Origin of the sequence: Fructilactobacillus ixorae, from assembly GCF_024029915.1 — a bacterium.
GTDB classification, from domain to species: domain Bacteria; phylum Bacillota; class Bacilli; order Lactobacillales; family Lactobacillaceae; genus Fructilactobacillus; species Fructilactobacillus ixorae.
Genome location: NZ_CP097478.1, coordinates 314,073 through 330,904, shown reverse-complemented (window position 1 = coordinate 330,904; position 16,832 = coordinate 314,073). Strand labels below are relative to the sequence as shown.

9 protein-coding genes, 4 tRNA genes and 3 rRNA genes are annotated in these 16,832 nt (G+C 48.6%); all 16 read right to left on the bottom strand.

Annotated elements, in window-relative coordinates; genetic code table 11:
* Positions 1-2,178 (bottom strand): helix-hairpin-helix domain-containing protein, encoded by a 2,178-nt coding sequence (locus M8332_RS01550; protein ID WP_435370800.1) that lies wholly within the window; start codon positions 2,176-2,178, stop codon positions 1-3.
* Positions 2,179-2,250: 72 nt separating this feature from the next.
* A complete protein-coding gene (nadE, locus tag M8332_RS01545) occupies positions 2,251-3,093 on the bottom strand; it encodes an NAD(+) synthase (RefSeq protein ID WP_252780428.1) in 843 nt (280 codons plus the stop codon).
* Entirely contained in the window at positions 3,093-4,583 is a 1,491-nt protein-coding gene (locus M8332_RS01540; protein ID WP_252780426.1) for a nicotinate phosphoribosyltransferase, read from the bottom strand. The genes nadE and M8332_RS01540 overlap by 1 nt, the downstream gene beginning before the upstream one ends.
* Before the next feature lie 100 nt (positions 4,584-4,683).
* Complete coding sequence (locus M8332_RS01535; RefSeq protein WP_252780424.1) at positions 4,684-5,385, bottom strand: GntR family transcriptional regulator; 702 nt, start codon at positions 5,383-5,385, stop codon at positions 4,684-4,686.
* A 57-nt stretch (positions 5,386-5,442) separates the two neighbouring features.
* Positions 5,443-5,514, bottom strand: a tRNA-Gln gene (locus tag M8332_RS01530).
* Positions 5,515-5,523: 9 nt separating this feature from the next.
* Positions 5,524-5,606, bottom strand: a tRNA-Tyr gene (locus tag M8332_RS01525).
* A gap of 119 nt (positions 5,607-5,725) precedes the next feature.
* Positions 5,726-7,198 (bottom strand): peptide MFS transporter, encoded by a 1,473-nt coding sequence (locus tag M8332_RS01520; RefSeq protein WP_435370796.1) that lies wholly within the window; start codon positions 7,196-7,198, stop codon positions 5,726-5,728.
* Between the two features lie 87 nt (positions 7,199-7,285).
* Positions 7,286-8,632 carry a type I glutamate--ammonia ligase gene (glnA, locus tag M8332_RS01515; protein WP_252749797.1) on the bottom strand — a complete coding sequence of 449 codons (1,347 nt, stop codon included), beginning with the start codon at positions 8,630-8,632 and terminating at the stop codon, positions 7,286-7,288.
* A 13-nt stretch (positions 8,633-8,645) separates the two neighbouring features.
* A complete protein-coding gene (locus tag M8332_RS01510) occupies positions 8,646-9,032 on the bottom strand; it encodes a MerR family transcriptional regulator (protein WP_252780422.1) in 387 nt (128 codons plus the stop codon).
* A gap of 129 nt (positions 9,033-9,161) precedes the next feature.
* Positions 9,162-9,234: transfer RNA gene (locus M8332_RS01505), tRNA-Thr, on the bottom strand.
* Positions 9,235-9,292: 58 nt separating this feature from the next.
* A tRNA-Asn gene (locus M8332_RS01500) sits at positions 9,293-9,365 on the bottom strand.
* A 7-nt stretch (positions 9,366-9,372) separates the two neighbouring features.
* Positions 9,373-9,489: ribosomal RNA gene (gene rrf / locus M8332_RS01495) — 5S ribosomal RNA — on the bottom strand.
* A 69-nt stretch (positions 9,490-9,558) separates the two neighbouring features.
* Positions 9,559-12,474: ribosomal RNA gene (locus M8332_RS01490) — 23S ribosomal RNA — on the bottom strand.
* A gap of 213 nt (positions 12,475-12,687) precedes the next feature.
* Positions 12,688-14,263: ribosomal RNA gene (locus tag M8332_RS01485) — 16S ribosomal RNA — on the bottom strand.
* The 16S, 23S and 5S rRNA genes sit together here with 2 tRNA genes alongside, the layout of an rRNA operon.
* Before the next feature lie 244 nt (positions 14,264-14,507).
* Positions 14,508-15,245, bottom strand: a complete 738-nt coding sequence (gene pnuC / locus M8332_RS01480) for a nicotinamide riboside transporter PnuC (protein ID WP_252780421.1) — start codon at positions 15,243-15,245, stop codon at positions 14,508-14,510.
* 82 nt (positions 15,246-15,327) lie between these two features.
* Positions 15,328-16,812, bottom strand: a complete 1,485-nt coding sequence (gene lysS, locus M8332_RS01475; protein ID WP_252780773.1) for a lysine--tRNA ligase — start codon at positions 16,810-16,812, stop codon at positions 15,328-15,330.
* Positions 16,813-16,832: the final 20 nt, after the last annotated feature.

Here is a 16,832-nt window from a genome sequence, read left to right as displayed (position 1 = left end):
TCACCTCTCCTTTTGTGGATCAAGCATCGATAACTGAATTCGCCCCCGCTGTTCATCCACGCCAATGACCCACACGGTCACAATGTCACCAATTGCAACTACGCTAGCTGGATCTGCCACAAAGCCGGCTTTCAGGTGCGAAATATGCACTAACCCATCTTGTTTCACCCCAATGTCAACAAACGCCCCAAAGTCGGTCACGTTGCGAACGGTGCCCTGCAGTTGCATTCCAACCCGTAAATCAGTCAACTTGACGACGGTGTCTCTAAGTAACGGCGCCGGCATCTGATCCCGTAAATCCCGACCGGGATGCTGCAAGCCAGCTAAAACTGTCCTAATCTGGGGCTCTGTTTGGTTAAGCTGGTGGGCTAATTTGGAAACATTGCCCTGGGCGAGGCAAGTTTGACTGGCTTGCGTAGTTAAATCTGCCTTAGCAATCCCGAGGGCGTTCAAAATGGCGCTGGCTAGCGGATAACTTTCGGGATGTAAATCAGTATTATCAAATGGGTTGTGACCTCCTATAATACGTAAAAATCCCACGGCTTGTTCAAAAGCTTTCGGACCTAACCGCTGCACCCGTTGTAACTGGGTGCGCTCCGTAAACTTTCCATGCTGGTTGCGGTAACTCACGATCTGGTACGCCACCGCAGGCGTTAACCCGGAGATGCTGGCTAATAACTGGGGACTAGCCGTATTCACATTGACCCCGACTTGATTAACCACGGTTTCCACAACGCGCTGCAGCTGTTCATCCAGCTGGGTTTCGGCCAGGTCGTGCTGATACTGGCCGACTCCAACCGCCTTTGGATCAATTTTAATTAATTCGGCCAGGGGATCTTGGAGCCGACGACCAATGCTAATGGCCGACCGCTCCTCCACGGGGAGCTCTGGAAATTCGGCCCGGGCCACCGCACTCGCAGAATAAACAGAAGCCCCGGCTTCATTCACAATCACGTAGTGAACGGACGTGGGTAACTGGGCGACAACTTCCGCAACAAATTGCTCAGCTTCCCGCGCGGCCGTTCCGTTTCCAATCGCAATTACTGCGACGTGATACTTCGTAAGTAAATGTTGGAGCGTTACGGCTGCTTGTTGGCGTTGGTCCGCGGTCGCTGGTGGCGTCGCTAATAGAATTGCTTTGGCTAGCAAGCGCCCCTGGGGATCCAGAATTGCTAACTTACAGCCCGTCCGGTAGGCTGGATCAAATCCCATCACCACCTTCCCTTTAAGGGGGGGTTGCATCAATAAGTGGTACAAATTATTGCCAAACACTTGAATCGCATGGGTTTGCGCCCGTTTGGTCAATCGTTGGCGGAGTTCACGCTCGAGCGCCGGACGCAGATAGCGCCGATAAGCCACTGTCAGCGCTTGTTCAACGACGGGAACACTCGGGCCTGTCTGCTGACCAATAACATGAAACCGCAAGTAGTTTTGAATCGAGTGCTCTACAACCGTAATTTTGACCCGTAACAAAGCTTCCCGTTCGCCCCGGTTAATCGCGAGTACCCGGTACGCTGGCACTTTCGCCAAGTCCTCCGTAAAATCATAGTAGTTAGCATACACCTGCCGATCATCCTGCGGCACTCCCGTCGCTTTCTTGGTCGTCGTCAGCTGGCCCTGCTGCCACGTAAAAGTTCTGATCCACTCCCGAAAGGAAGGCCGTTCAGAAACGCTTTGACTAATGATGGCTTGCGCTCCGGCCAGGGCCGCGTCCGAGTCTAAAACCCCCTTCGTCGGATCGACAAAGGGACGGGCGAGTGTGGCAACTGGTTGGGCAGTAAACTGGAGCAACTGAGCAGCTAACGGTGCCAGGCCCTGTTCCTTGGCAACTTCCGCCTTCGTCCGGCGTTTCGGCTTATACGGTAAGTACAAATCCTCCAACTGTTGTAAGGTGGTTGCCTGGTCTAACTGCTGGCGTAACCGCTTTGTCAGGTGTCCCTGCGCGGTCAATTTAGTTACCACTGCCTGTCTACGCTTCGCTAATTTCTCCTGGCGTTGATACCGATCCTGAAGGCGCCAGATTTGCACCTCATTCAGGTTGCCAGTTTGTTCCTTGCGATAACGGGCAATAAAGGGCACGGTATTCCCCTGCTCCAACAACCGTAACGTTCGTTGCGCCGCGAGCAATGACAGGTCGGGGAAGGTCGCCACTACTTGTTTAACTAACTTTTGATCCATCATCATTCCCCTTTTGGGCGCAAATGAAAAACTTCGCTATTCCTAACGAAGTTTTTGTAAGACGGCCAATTTTTACTTTTTCCAAAACTGATCATACACGGTGATGGGAGTGTGGCGCTTGTGCGCTGTCTTAGCATACCAGCCTTCAATCACAGCAGCAGCAGGTTCACTAACATCTTGGCCTTCCAAGAAGGCGTCAATCTCTGGATAGGTGACCCCGAGGGCTTGTTCATCTGGCAACGCTGGCCGGTCATCCTCTAGATCAGCCGTCGGCGTCTTCTCCAGAAGTTTATCAGGAGCCCCTAGATAAGCTAGTAACGCTTTCCCCTGCCGTTTATCCAGGCGCCAGAGGGGCGTAATGTCTGCGGCCCCATCGCCAAACTTAGTGTAAAAGCCAGTTACGGCTTCGGCCGCATGGTCGGTTCCAACCACCACTCCCTGGTGGGCGCCCGCGATTGCAAACTGGGCAATCATCCGTTCGCGCGCCTTCACGTTGCCCTTGTTAAAGTCGGTTAACGTTTCCGCATTGACCTGCACAGCACTGACCATCGCATCCGTTGCCGCCTGAATGTTAACCCGTTCGGTTCGATCGGGGGCAATAAAGGCAATGGCCTCCATGGCATCGGCTTCATCTGCTTGTTCTCCGTACGGCAGCCGCATCGCGATAAATTGATAGCTAGAATCTCCCGTTTCCTGCCGTAGTTCTTGGACTGCTTGTTGACTCAGCTTTCCGGCTAAAGTGGAATCTTGTCCCCCCGAAATCCCTAATACCAACGTGTGTAAACCGTCGTGCTGACGGAGATAGTCTTTCATAAAATCCACGCTCCGGCGAACTTCCGTGGCCGGGTCAATCGTTGGTTGAACCCGCAAGGCCGCAATAATTTCGGCCTGCTTGTGGCGCTGTTCTGCATTCATTATTCGGTTCTCCCCTCTGCTTTTGTTTGTAGTCGTGCTGCTTGTCCCTGTTGAATTTGCTTGATTAAGTTCATCTTATTTTCCCAAGCCGCCGTTGACAGATCAACCGGATACTCCTGCGGATTTAACATCCGCTTATATTCCGGCCAAAGTGATTCTTTGACCTGGTTAGCGTGGTTTTTAATCTCGGCTAAGCTCGGTTGCTGATAGACCAACTTTCCATCCCGGAAAATATCCTGCAGGAGTGGTTCGGCAACAAAGTCCGTAATTGTTTTATTGATATACGTATATTGGGGATGAAACATGTAGAGTTCCGTTTCACGCCGAGGATCCTCTGTTGCCAAGGCCACGTAGTCCCCCTCAGATTTACCGTCTTGTTGTTCAGTAATCCGCCAAACCTGCTTTTTACCGGGCGTCGAAACTTTCTCCGCGTTATTAGAGAGTTTGATGGTATCAATCATTTTCCCCTGCTCATTTTCCACGGACACTAGTTTATAAACTGCTCCTAAGGCCGGCTGATCAAAGGCTGTGATCACTTTGGTTCCAATCCCCCAGATGTCAATCTTGGCATGTTGCATCTTCAAGCTACTGATTGTGTGCTCATCCAGGTCGTTGGAAGCATAAATTTTAGCGGTTGGAAAGCCCGCTTGGTCAAGCATTTCCCGTACTTTTTTAGAGATGTAGGCCATGTCTCCCGAATCAATTCGGACTCCCTGAAAATTGATGCGATCCCCCATTTCCTTGGCAACCTGCACCGCCGCTGGAACCCCACTTTTAAGGGTATCAAACGTATCAACTAAAAAGACACAGTCATGGTGAGTTTCCGCATAGGCTTTAAAGGCATCGTAATCATTCCCAAACGATTCTACCAGCGAGTGAGCATGGGTACCAGAAATTGGCAAGCCAAACTGGCGGCCGGCCAGCACGTTTGACGTCGCATCAAAACCTCCAATGTAGGCAGCTCGGGTTCCCCAAATGGCGGCAGAAACCTCTTGCGCCCGGCGACTACCAAACTCCAGCAACGGATCACTCCCGGCAACACTCCGAATCCGAGCTGCCTTGGTGGCAATCAACGTTTGGTAGTTAACGATGTTTAACAGTGCTGTTTCAATCAATTGACACTCCGGTAGCGTCCCCTCGACTTGAACAATTGGCTCGTTGTTAAACACCACATCGCCCTCTTGCGCTGACCGCAACGTACCGTGAAATTGAAACTGCTTTAAATAATCCAAAAAGGCCTCTGAATAATCACCCCGAGCGCGTAAATAATCAATGTCAGCGTCCGTAAAGTGAATATTTTGCAAATAATCAATTAAATGGGCGAGGCCGGCAAAGACTGCATACCCGTTGGCAAACGGCATTTTGCGGAAATAAACCTCAAACACCGCGTGCCGATTGGCCATTCCTTTTTCAAAGTAAGTTGCCATCATGTTAATTTCGTAATCATCAGTATGCAGCGTTAAGTTGTCGGAAGCATCAACCATTGTCATGTCCGTTCCTCCCCAAAATTGTGAATAATCTCAATATCGCTATTTTACCATTTTTTTCGCGCACCAGAAAAAATCGAAACACTCACAATTAACTTCTTTTTTACTGTTTCAGATAAAATTCAAACCGTTCGGCCGCATACTGCGTTTCCACAAATTCAAACGGCTGTTGGTTTTCAAAGTAGGACAGCTGCTTTAACTTTAAAATCGGGGACCCCGGTTGAATCTGCAGTAGCTCAGCGGTCTGCGGTTGCGCTAAAATCGCTGAGATGTATTGCTGGGCGTTAACCGGGACTAAGCCCCACCGCACTGAAATAGCCTGGTAAAGCGATTCAGTGACTTCCGCTTGACTCATATCCCGCACCCAGTGTGCAGCCACCGTCGTGGTTTCCAAACAAATTGGTTCCTCGTCGCCATAACGGAGCCGTTCCATGCGCAGGACCCGTTCCGTAGGGGTTAATGCCAATTGTTCTGCTTCCTTAAAGGTGGGTTCAACAATCCGATAGGAGAGCGTTTCACTGTGCGGTTGCTTGCCCTGGGAGCGCATCGTTTCCGTAAAACTGGAAATCCCTGACATGTGCTCTTGAATTTTTTGGTTCGTCACAAAGGTTCCAGAGCCCGCCTTCCGTTTTAACAAGCCTTCTTCAATCAAACTCCCAACGGCTTGCCGTAGGGTCATCCGACTGACCTGATAGTGCTCAGCCAGTTTCCGTTCCGAGGGGAGTCTGGTCCCTACCGGCCACGTCCCATTTTCAATCTGTGCTTTAAGGTCATCATGAATTTGCATGTACACTGGAAGTCCCATAATTCCTCCTGGTTCTAAAAAAAATACGACTGACAACAAGTCAGTCGTATCAATTAGTTGGGCTAGCTGGGTTCGAACCAGCGCATGCCAGGATCAAAACCTGGTGCCTTACCACTTGGCTATAGCCCAATGATAAAATGGAGGGGAGTGGATTCGAACCACCGAACCCGAAGGAGCGGATTTACAGTCCGCCGCGTTTAGCCAGACTTCGCTACCCCTCCGACATGTCTAGGTGACTCACATCACCCAATCAACATATATTATATTAACGAAAATCATGGTCAGCGTCAAGCACAAAAACAAAAAAAGTCCTAAAAAATTTAGGACTTTTTGGTCATTATTATCGCACTCCATCCATGAGTTTTTCAACGGGCTTTACGAAGAACAGCAGAATAATACTTGCAAGGACTGCTACTGCTCCCACAACCGCAAAGTATCCCATTTCGTTTCCTGGAGTATAGAAACGCGCAATTTGCGAGTTCACGGCCTGCCCCGCGGCATCAGCTAGGAACCACAAACTAAGCATTTGGGAGGCAAAGGCCTTCGGTGCTAACCGGGTTGTCACTGATAACCCAATCGGAGAAATTAACATTTCCCCAATTTCGATGATGGCCCAACTGCCGACCAACCAGAGAGGATTGATCTTGGCATGGGTGCCAAACAAAAGCAACGGAATTACCATGAAAAGGAAGGAAGCTCCGGCAAAGAAGAGACCGTACGCAAACTTCTTCGGTGTACTAGGTTGCCGGGTCCCTAGTTTGGTCCATAACCAGACAAACAAGGGCGTGTACAGCATGATGAAGAGTGGGTTTAACGATTGATACCAACTTGGGTCAATTTTCAACCATCCGAGGTTATTGTTCGTTTGCTGTAAGGCAAAACTAGCTAAGATACTTGAGCCGGACTCTTCAATGGCCCAAAAGATTAACGCCCCGATAAAGAGCGGGATGTAGGCCCACACCCGTGAGCGTTCAACCTTGGTGATTTTGGTGCTGCGTAACATCACTACGAAGTATACGACCGGCGTCACCAGCGCAATGATACTAAGAACACTCACAAAACTATCTAGAGTTAGGGCGTGCAAACCGTGCATTACGATTAAAACAATCACAAATGCCCCAAAGCCCAATCCGACCCACGTTAAAATCCGGTTTAATTCCGTCCGTTGAATCGGATCAGTTGGCAACAAGCCATCGTTGCCAAGGTACTTCTTTCCCCCGTAGTAGTAAAAGACTAACCCAATTAACATTCCTACCGCGGCAAACGAAAAGCCTAAGTGGTAGCTAAACGAATTGGCTCCCCAACCACACACAAACGGAGCAATAAAGGCTCCGAAGTTAATGGCAAAGGTGAAAATTGTAAAGGCACTTTCGCGCCGTGAATCAGTTTCTGAATAGAGATTCCCCACCATATCAGAAATGTTTGGTTTTAAAAATCCAGTTCCCGTGGTAATGAGGGCAATTGAAGCAAACAGCCCAACGATTCCAATTGGGAGCGCCAGAGCAAGGTGCCCAAGCATAATGAGCACTCCACCCCAGAAAACCGTTTTCCGACTGCCTAGCAGTCGGTCACTAATGTAACCACCCGAGACGGAAGCTAGATACACCAGCGCCCCGTAGATCGACATGATGGATAAACCCGTGGTTTGCGATAGGCCTAACCCACCGTGGGTCGCAGCAGAAACCATGTAGTACAAGAGGATGGCTCGCATCCCGTAGTAACTAAATCTTTCCCAAAATTCAGTTCCCGCTAGATACTGCAATCCCTTTGGTTGACCAAAGAATGCATGGTCAACGTCGTGTTGCTTTTCCAAATTGATAACCTCCTCATTAGTAACTTATTGTAAGTGCTAATTAAGAGAAAATTATACGCTAACCCAATTTAATTTTCAACGAGCAATTTACAACATGTCTAAGTAACGATTCCGCTCCCACTGCGATACATTTTGACTGTAAGCTGACCATTCCATGTTCTTAGCATCTAAGAAGTTTTGATAGATGTGGGGACCCATCGCGTCTTTCATCAGATCATCGGCAGCGTAACTTTGCAAGGCATCGTGCAAGGTCGAAGGAAGCTTCTGAATGTGATCCAGCTTCAGTTCTTCCCCATCCATACTGTAGATGTTGCGATCAATCGGATCGTCCGGCGTAATCTTATTTTTAATTCCGTCTAAGCCGGCAGCTAGAATGGCCGCAATTGCTAGGTACGGGTTAGCTGACGGATCAACACTTCGTAACTCCAACCGCGTCCCTTTGCCCCGGGCAATGGGAACCCGAACCATTGGAGACCGGTTTGCTCCAGACCAGGCAATGTACACGGGGGCTTCAAACCCCGGAACAAGCCGTTTGTAAGAGTTAACCGTTGGATCACAAACGGCTGTGAGGGCCTTCGCGTGCTTCAATAGTCCCCCTAAGAAGTAGTAAGCCGTTTGAGATAGTTGTTCTGGACCGTTTTCGTCGAAGAAGGCGTTCTTTCCGTCTTGATCAAAGAGCGACATGTTCATGTGCATCCCCGATCCATTAACCCCGTTCAACGGTTTTGGCATGAAAGTAGCATATAAGCCGTACCGTCGTGCCACTGTTTTGACCACCATTTTGAAGGTTTGAATGTGATCAGCCGCCCGAATTGCGTCATCGTATTCAAAGTCAATTTCATGTTGACCAGGAGCAACTTCGTGGTGGGAAGCTTCGACGTTAAAGCCCATTTTTTCTAACTCAAGCACCATGTCCCGTCGCACGTTAGCTGCTAAGTCCATGGGAGCAAGGTCAAAGTAACTCCCGTGGTCATTCAGTTTTTTCGTTGGTTGGCCGTTTTCGTCCATTTCAAACAAGAAGAATTCTGGTTCCGGTCCAATGTTAAAGTCGCTAAATCCGAGTTCTTTCATTTCGTCTAAGACCCGCATTAAATTGTTCCGGGGATCACCAGCAAACTGTTCACCATCGGCGGTGTGCACACTACAAGTTAGGCGTGCGACTTTACCGTGCTCATCACCCCAAGGAAAGACCATCCACGTAGATAAATCAGGCTGAAGGTACATATCACTCTCTTCAATTCGCACGAATCCATCGATTGAAGAGCCGTCAAACATTAACTTACCGGCGAGGAGTTGGTCTAACTGACTAATCGGCACTTCAACATTCTTGACCGTTCCTAATAAATCGGTAAACATCAACCGTAAAAAGCGGACGTCCTCATCCTTAACCATTTTGCGAATGTCATCAGGGGTGTATTCTGTTGTCTTATCCATACCTTACTCCTTCTTATAATTGTCCTGGTCTAAATTGTGAATCGCTGTTTGAATCTAAGCCACCAGCTTTTAAAATGTCTTTGCGTAAATACTGTCGAACCTTTTGGTCGCTAACACTTTGCTGCTTGGCCACCCGCTTTTTCAATGACCGTTGCCGTTGCTTCTCGTAGACTCGTTTCACCTGTTCTAGGTTCATACCCTCATCTAGGTAATCTTTAACCTCTAGAATGCGATCAATATCATTTAACGAGTATAGCCGGCGATTACTTTCCGTCCGCAGCGAGTTAACTAAGCCACTGTCATCATAATAGCGAATCTGACGAGCCGTGAGCGAAGTCAGCTTCATAACCGTTCCCATCGGTAGGACCGCTAAAGATCGTCTTAATTCCTTTTCACTCATATCCAACAGCTCCTCATTGTCTGTTATCTTAAGCGTTAATTCCAACCTGGTCAACGACTGATGTTACATTTCGTAACACAAAGTAAAAAAGCAGCCTAACAATAACTGTTAGACTGCTTTTTAGCAAAATGCCGACTAGAGGATTCGAACCTCCGACCTCCGGTTTACGATGCCGATGCTCTACCAACTGAGCTAAGTCGGCGCAATTAAAATTGCTCATTTAATTATAATAGCACTAACCAATCGGCTAGTCCTAATAACTCCGACAGGCGGGCTCGAACCGTCGACAACCTGATTAACAGTCAGGTGCTCTACCAACTGAGCTATGTCGGAATAATTGGCGTGGCAACGTCCTATCCTCGCAGGGGGCGATCCCCCAACTACTTTTGGCGTGCTAAAGCTTAACTACTGTGTTCGGCATGGGAACAGGTGTATCCTTTAGGCTATCGCCACCACACGACTGAGTGAACTTCGTTCCCTCAAAACTAGCTAATATTATTTCCTGCTGAGTCACCATTGTTCTTCCTTGGTTAAGTCCTCGACTGATTAGTATTAGTCCGCTTCACGTATCACTACGCTTCCACTTCTAACCTATCGACCTGATCATCTTTCAGGAGTCTTACTTCCATATAGGAATGGGAAATCTCATCTTGAGGCGAGTTTCACACTTAGATGCTTTCAGCGTTTATCTCATCCATACATAGCTACTCAGCAATGCGCCGGGCGGCGCAACTGATACACCAGCGGTATGTCCATCCCGGTCCTCTCGTACTAGGGACAGCTCCTCGCAAATTTCCTGCGCCCGCGACGGATAGGGACCGAACTGTCTCACGACGTTCTGAACCCAGCTCGCGTACCGCTTTAATGGGCGAACAGCCCAACCCTTGGGACCAACTACAGCCCCAGGATGCGATGAGCCGACATCGAGGTGCCAAACCTCCCCGTCGATGTGAACTCTTGGGGGAGATAAGCCTGTTATCCCCAGGGTAGCTTTTATCCGTTGAGCGATGGCCCTTCCATACGGTACCACCGGATCACTAAGTCCGACTTTCGTCCCTGCTCGACTAGTCAGTCTCGCAGTCAAGCTTGCTTCTGCCTTTACACTTACAGAATGATTTCCAACCATTCTAAGCAAACCTTTGAGCGCCTCCGTTACTATTTAGGAGGCGACCGCCCCAGTCAAACTGCCAACCAGACACTGTCTCCGAGCACGCTAAGTGCTCAGGGTTAGAGTGTTCACATAGCCAGGGTAGTATCCCACGGGTGCCTCCACCGAGACTAGCGTCCCGGTTTCAATGGCTCCTACCTATCCTGTACAAGCTATGTAAACACCCAATATCAAGCTACAGTAAAGCTCCATGGGGTCTTTCCGTCCTGTCGCGGGTAACCTGCTTCTTCACAGGTATCTTAATTTCACCGAGTCTCTCGTTGAGACAGTACTCAAATCGTTACGCCTTTCGTGCGGGTCGGAACTTACCCGACAAGGAATTTCGCTACCTTAGGACCGTTATAGTTACGGCCGCCGTTTACTGGGGCTTCATTTCGAGGCGTCGCCGAAGCTAACCTTTCCACTTAACCTTCCAGCACCGGGCAGGCGTCAGCCCATATACTTCATCTTACGATTTTGCATAAACCTGTGTTTTTGATAAACAGTCGTTTGAGTCTCTTCACTGCGGCTGACCTGACGGTCAGCACCCCTTCTTCCGAAGTTACGGGGTCATTTTGCCGAGTTCCTTAACGAGAGTTCTCTCGCTCACCTGAGGATACTCTCCTCGACTACCTGTGTCGGTTTGCGGTACGGGTAGTTAATTACTAACTAGAAGCTTTTCTCGGCAGCGTGACATCGGTTCCTTCTCTACTTTAATTTCGATCCTCATCATCGCTTGTCAACCCGGTCAGAAGCATTTCACTCCTCACCTGACTTACGATTTGAACATACCTTTCCAATCGTATGCTAAACCTAGCCTTCTGCGTCCCTCCATCGTTCCAACATAATTAACTAGTACAGGAATCTCAACCTGTTATCCATCGCCTACGCTTCTCAGCCTCGGCTTAGGTCCCGACTAACCCTGGGAGGACGAGCCTTCCCCAGGAAACCTTAGTCATTCGGTGGATCAGATTCTCACTGATCTTTCGCTACTCATACCGGCATTCTCACTTCTAAGCGCTCCAACAGTCCTTCCGGTCTGCCTTCATCGCCCTTAGAACGCTCTCCTATCACGCAACGTAGTTGCGTCCGCAGTCTCGGTAAGATGCTTAGCCCCGGTAAATTTTCGGCGCAGAATCACTCGACTAGTGAGCTATTACGCACTCTTTAAATGGTGGCTGCTTCTGAGCCAACATCCTAGTTGTCTAAGCAACTCCACTTCCTTTTCCACTTAGCATCTATTTAGGGACCTTAACTGGCGGTCTGGGCTGTTCCCCTTTCGACGATGGATCTTATCACTCATCGTCTGACTCCCGGACATAAATCAATGGTATTCGGAGTTTATCTGAACTCAGTAATCCAAGACGGACCCCTCGCTCAAACAGTGGCTCTACCTCCATGATTCTAATTCCGAGGCTAGCCCTAAAGCTATTTCGGAGAGAACCAGCTATCTCCAAGTTCGTTTGGAATTTCACCGCTATCCACACCTCATCCCAGCACTTTTCAACGTACACGGGTTCGGACCTCCGGTGCGTATTACCGCACTTTCATCCTGGACATGGATAGATCACCTGGTTTCGGGTCTACGGCAACATACTAATTCGCCCGCTTAAGACTCGCTTTCGCTACGGCTCCGCTTCTTCGGCTTAACCTTGCATGCAACTGTAACTCGCCGGTTCATTCTACAAGAGGCACGCTATCACCCATAAACGGGCTCTAACTGCTTGTAGGCACATGGTTGCAGGAACTATTTCACTCCCCTTCCGGGGTGCTTTTCACCTTTCCCTCACGGTACTGGTTCACTATCGGTCACTAGGGAGTATTTAGCCTTGGGAGATGGTCCTCCCGGATTCCGACGCCGTTTCACGTGTGGCGCCGTACTCAGGATCCTGAACTGAGGGAATTCAATTTCGCTTACGAGACTATCACTCTCTTTGGTGCAGCTTCCCAACTGCTTCAGCTATCAAATTCTTTTGTAACTCAAATGTTCAGTCCTACAACCCCGAACCACGAAGGTTCGGTTTGGGCTATTCCCAGTTCGCTCGCCGCTACTATGGGAATCGAAATTTCTTTATCTTCCTGTGGGTACTTAGATGTTTCAGTTCCCCACGTCTACCTCTCCGCAGCTATGAATTCACTACGCAGTGATTAGTCATGACACTAATCGAGTTTCCTCATTCGGAAATCTCCGGATCACAGCTTACTTACAGCTCCCCGAAGCATATCGGTGTTAGTTCCGTCCTTCATCGGCTCCTAGTACCAAGGCATTCACCATGCGCCCTTCTTAACTTAACCTATAATCCTACGGATTATAAATCATTGAGTTTAGCGATCAAACACATTAAAAAACTCAAATTACACAATGGTTGTTCTCGGTTGAAATTATATTAACAATATAATTCTTACAGAAAATAATATTATCTAGTTTTCAAAGAACGAAAGTTGAGAGTAATCCTCTCAAAACTAAACAAGACTTTGATCGGTGTAAGGTTCCGTATTATTCCTTAGAAAGGAGGTGATCCAGCCGCAGGTTCTCCTACGGCTACCTTGTTACGACTTCACCCTAATCATCTGTCCCACCTTAGGCGGCGGACTCCTAACGGTTATCCAACCGACTTTGGGTGTTACAAACTCTCATGGTGTGACGGGCGGTGTGTACAAGACCCGGGAACGTATTCACCGTGGCATGCTGATCCACGATTACTAGCGATTCCAACTTCATGCAGGCGAGTTGCAGCCTGCAATCCGAACTGAGAACGGCTTTAAGAGATTAGCTTGACCTCGCGGTTTCGCAACTCGTTGTACCGTCCATTGTAGCACGTGTGTAGCCCAGGTCATAAGGGGCATGATGATTTGACGTCATCCCCACCTTCCTCCGGTTTATCACCGGCAGTCTCTCTAGAGTGCCCAACTGAATGCTGGCAACTAAAGACAAGGGTTGCGCTCGTTGCGGGACTTAACCCAACATCTCACGACACGAGCTGACGACAACCATGCACCACCTGTCATTCTGCCCCCGAAGGGGACACCTAATCTCTTAGGCTAACAGAAGATGTCAAGACCTGGTAAGGTTCTTCGCGTAGCATCGAATTAAACCACATGCTCCACCGCTTGTGCGGGTCCCCGTCAATTCCTTTGAGTTTCAACCTTGCGGTCGTACTCCCCAGGCGGAATGCTTAATGCGTTAGCTCCGGCACTGAGAGGCGGAAACCTCCCAACACCTAGCATTCATCGTTTACGGCATGGACTACCAGGGTATCTAATCCTGTTTGCTACCCATGCTTTCGAGCCTCAGCGTCAGATGCAGACTAGACAGCCGCCTTCGCCACTGGTGTTCCTTCATATATCTACGCATTTCACCGCTACACATGAAGTTCCACTGTCCTCTTCTGCACTCAAGTTTCCCAGTTTCCGATGCACTTCTTCGGTTAAGCCGAAGGCTTTCACATCAGACTTAAAAAACCGCCTGCGCTCGCTTTACGCCCAATAAATCCGGACAACGTTTGCCACCTACGTATTACCGCGGCTGCTGGCACGTAGTTAGCCGTGACTTTCTGGTTAGATACCGTCACGCCGTGAGCAGTTGCTCTCACAGTCGTTCTTCTCTAACAACAGAGTTTTACGAGCCGAAACCCTTCTTCACTCACGCGGCGTTGCTCCATCAGACTTGCGTCCATTGTGGAAGATTCCCTACTGCTGCCTCCCGTAGGAGTATGGGCCGTGTCTCAGTCCCATTGTGGCAGATTACCCTCTCAGGTCTGCTACGTATCATCGCCTTGGTGAGCTATTATCTCACCAACTAGCTAATACGCCGCGGGTCCATCCAAAAGCACTAGCACCAAGGCCAGCTTTCAAACTAAAACCATGTGGTTTTAGTTGTTATACGGTATTAGCATCTGTTTCCAGGTGTTATCCCCTACTTCTGGGCAGGTTACCCACGTGTTACTCACCAGTTCGCCACTCGGTCCGATCTAAAATCCAACCCGTGCAAGCACGGTTTGTCAATTAGGAGACCGCGTTCGACTTGCATGTATTAGGCACGCCGCCAACGTTCGTCCTGAGCCAGGATCAAACTCTCATTTTAAATGAGAACTTTACTAGCTCTCCTTGATTTGTTGCTTTAAGCGAATTGACTTCGCAATTGTTTAATTTTTAAACTCACGTTTAAAAATTCCTTACACTTTTGTAATCAAAATCTTGTTCAGTTTTCAAAGAACTACTTTCGCACTGCTCTTCAGCGCATTTACTATAATAATGCCTTTCTCCGAAATTGTCAACGGATTAAATCACTTTTTTTAAATTTACTGGAGTCCCGCCGATGAAACCATTCAACTAGCTACTAATTGGTTTTTAAAGAACCAGCGGTAAGCGCCGTACAAACCGTTGCACAGTTTAATCACCTCGAGGGCCAGCATTGAAGCTGACGCCGGACTCAGCACTTGAAACTGCCGATACCAGATCACTAAACTAACCACGTCCCAAGTAATCCACACAATCCATTGGGACCGGTAGCCCCCGAGCATTAATAACATTCCGATGATACTTAGGGGAAGGAGCGTGGCATCCAAGTAAACTTGGGTCCCATGAAAATGCTGGCTAAACCGTAAAACAATCAGATACAAAAGGACTAAGCTCATCATGACAGCGGCCAATTGCCACTTTTTTAATTTCCGCGGTTGGAGGACCGTTTGCTGGGACTGGTCCTGCAACTCCCGGTCCCACCAAAAAATCCCGGCGGTCTGCGTCACCAAATAGTATAGATTCGTGGCAATGTCTCCAATTAATCGATTTTGCCAATCGATGATTAAAAACAATAATGACTCAAAAATCCCCCAACCGTAATTCGTAATTTTACCCTCATCACAAAGCATCAGGTTTATAACGCTAAAGATGCTGGCCGTTACTGAAAGCCATCCAAGCAAACTGGTGAATTCCCGACTAATCGCAAATACCGTGATGATGACAACTAGATTAATAGTTAATAACGTCTTGGTCGCTGGTTGTAACGCCCGTAAATCCGTCACGTTTGCTCGCCAGCCAAAGGTTTTTTGCACTGCCTGCCACATCCCTAATTCCTCCCGATTCTTGCCAAAATAAAAAAGCCCTCTAAGTGTACCTTAAAGTGGCTTTCTTGCCTAATGATGTCCCTTATTCTGGATCTTCTTCTGGGCGCATCGTTGGGAATAACAACACATCACGAATCGAAGGTGCATCAGTCAATAACATGACGAGCCGATCAATTCCGATTCCAAGTCCTCCCGTTGGAGGCATCCCGTATTCAAGCGCTTTGACGTAGTCTTCATCAATCCCCTGGGCTTCGTCATTCCCATTTTCACGTTCCTTGACCTGAGCTTCAAATCGTTGCCGCTGGTCAATCGGATCGTTTAGTTCAGAAAAGGCATTAGCATACTCATTCCCTAAAATGTATAACTCAAAGCGGTCCGTAAATCGGGGGTCGTCAGCATTTTTCTTCGCTAGGGGGGAAATCTCAATCGGGTGCCCATACACAAAGGTTGGATCCGTAATCGTTGGTTCCACGAAGGTTTCGAAGAAGGCGTTAATGATGTGGCCAACCTTCCAGTAGGATTCGTACTTCACGTGGTGTTCATCCGCCAGCTGTTTCGCTGCTTCGTCCGTCATTTCAGGCCAAAAATCGACGCCAGTGGCTTCTTTAATCGCATCCACCATGTGAATCCGCTTAAACGGTTTATTAAGATCCACCGCTTGCCCTTGGTATTCAATCTGCCCGTTATCACTTACCACCTGAGCGGCATGCCGGAAGATGCCTTCCGTTTCATCCATCACGTCGTGGAAGTCAAAATAAGCCGCATAACTTTCCAGTTCCGTGAATTCCGGATTGTGTTCCTTGTCCATTCCTTCGTTTCGAAAGACCCGACCAATTTCATACACCCGGCCCATGCCACCGACAATCAACCGCTTCAGGTGCAGTTCCAGCGCAATGCGCAGGTATAAATCAATGTCTAACGCGTTGTGATGGGTAATAAACGGACGCGCCGACGCCCCACCAGCAGATTGGTGTAAGACCGGAGTTTCTACTTCCGTAAAGTCAAGGTCATTATCCAGGTAATTCCGAATCGCTTTAATAATCTGGGCCCGCTTTTGGAACCGATCAAAACTATCGCGGTTTGAAATTAAATCCAAGTAACGTTGCCGGTACTTTTGTTCCTTATTTTGTAACCCATGGTACTTATCGGGGAGCGGTCGGAGCGCTTTGGATAAAAAGGTAACACTGGTTGGTTTCACGGTTAACTGACCCATGTCAGTCTTGATTAGTTCGCCACTAAAGCCTAAAAAATCCCCAATGTCAGCGCGTTTAAATAGCTGATACTGCTCGTCACCCACGACGTCTTTGCGGACGTACACCTGGATGCGGCCCGTGCGGTCTAAAATATCCGCAAACCCGACTTTTCCGCTACCTCGCTTTGCCACCATGCGGCCAGCAATCGTCACTTGCACGGCTTGGGCTTCTAATTCAGCCTTCGAATCTTGATTGTACTGATCGGTCAGGGGCTGTGCTAACGCAGTTACTTTAAACCCATGTCCGAACGGATCAATCCCGGCCTCGCGCAGTTCGTTCATTTTTTCGCGACGAACCCGCATTTGGTCGTTCATTTTTCGTTCTTGTTTTCTTT

What these genes read in the sequence shown, in the direction of transcription:
- M8332_RS01535 (WP_252780424.1), bottom strand. Translation starts at nt 5,385, where the DNA reads ATGGGACTTCCAGTGTACATGCAAATTCATGATGACCTTAAAGCACAG.
- lysS (WP_252780773.1), bottom strand. Translation starts at nt 16,812, where the DNA reads ATGAACGACCAAATGCGGGTTCGTCGCGAAAAAATGAACGAACTGCGC.
- M8332_RS01540 (WP_252780426.1), bottom strand. Translation starts at nt 4,583, where the DNA reads ATGACAATGGTTGATGCTTCCGACAACTTAACGCTGCATACTGATGAT.
- nadE (WP_252780428.1), bottom strand. Translation starts at nt 3,093, where the DNA reads ATGAATGCAGAACAGCGCCACAAGCAGGCCGAAATTATTGCGGCCTTG.
- pnuC (WP_252780421.1), bottom strand. Translation starts at nt 15,245, where the DNA reads ATGTGGCAGGCAGTGCAAAAAACCTTTGGCTGGCGAGCAAACGTGACG.
- M8332_RS01510 (WP_252780422.1), bottom strand. Translation starts at nt 9,032, where the DNA reads ATGAGTGAAAAGGAATTAAGACGATCTTTAGCGGTCCTACCGATGGGA.
- M8332_RS01550 (WP_435370800.1), bottom strand. Translation starts at nt 2,178, where the DNA reads ATGGATCAAAAGTTAGTTAAACAAGTAGTGGCGACCTTCCCCGACCTG.
- glnA (WP_252749797.1), bottom strand. Translation starts at nt 8,632, where the DNA reads ATGGATAAGACAACAGAATACACCCCTGATGACATTCGCAAAATGGTT.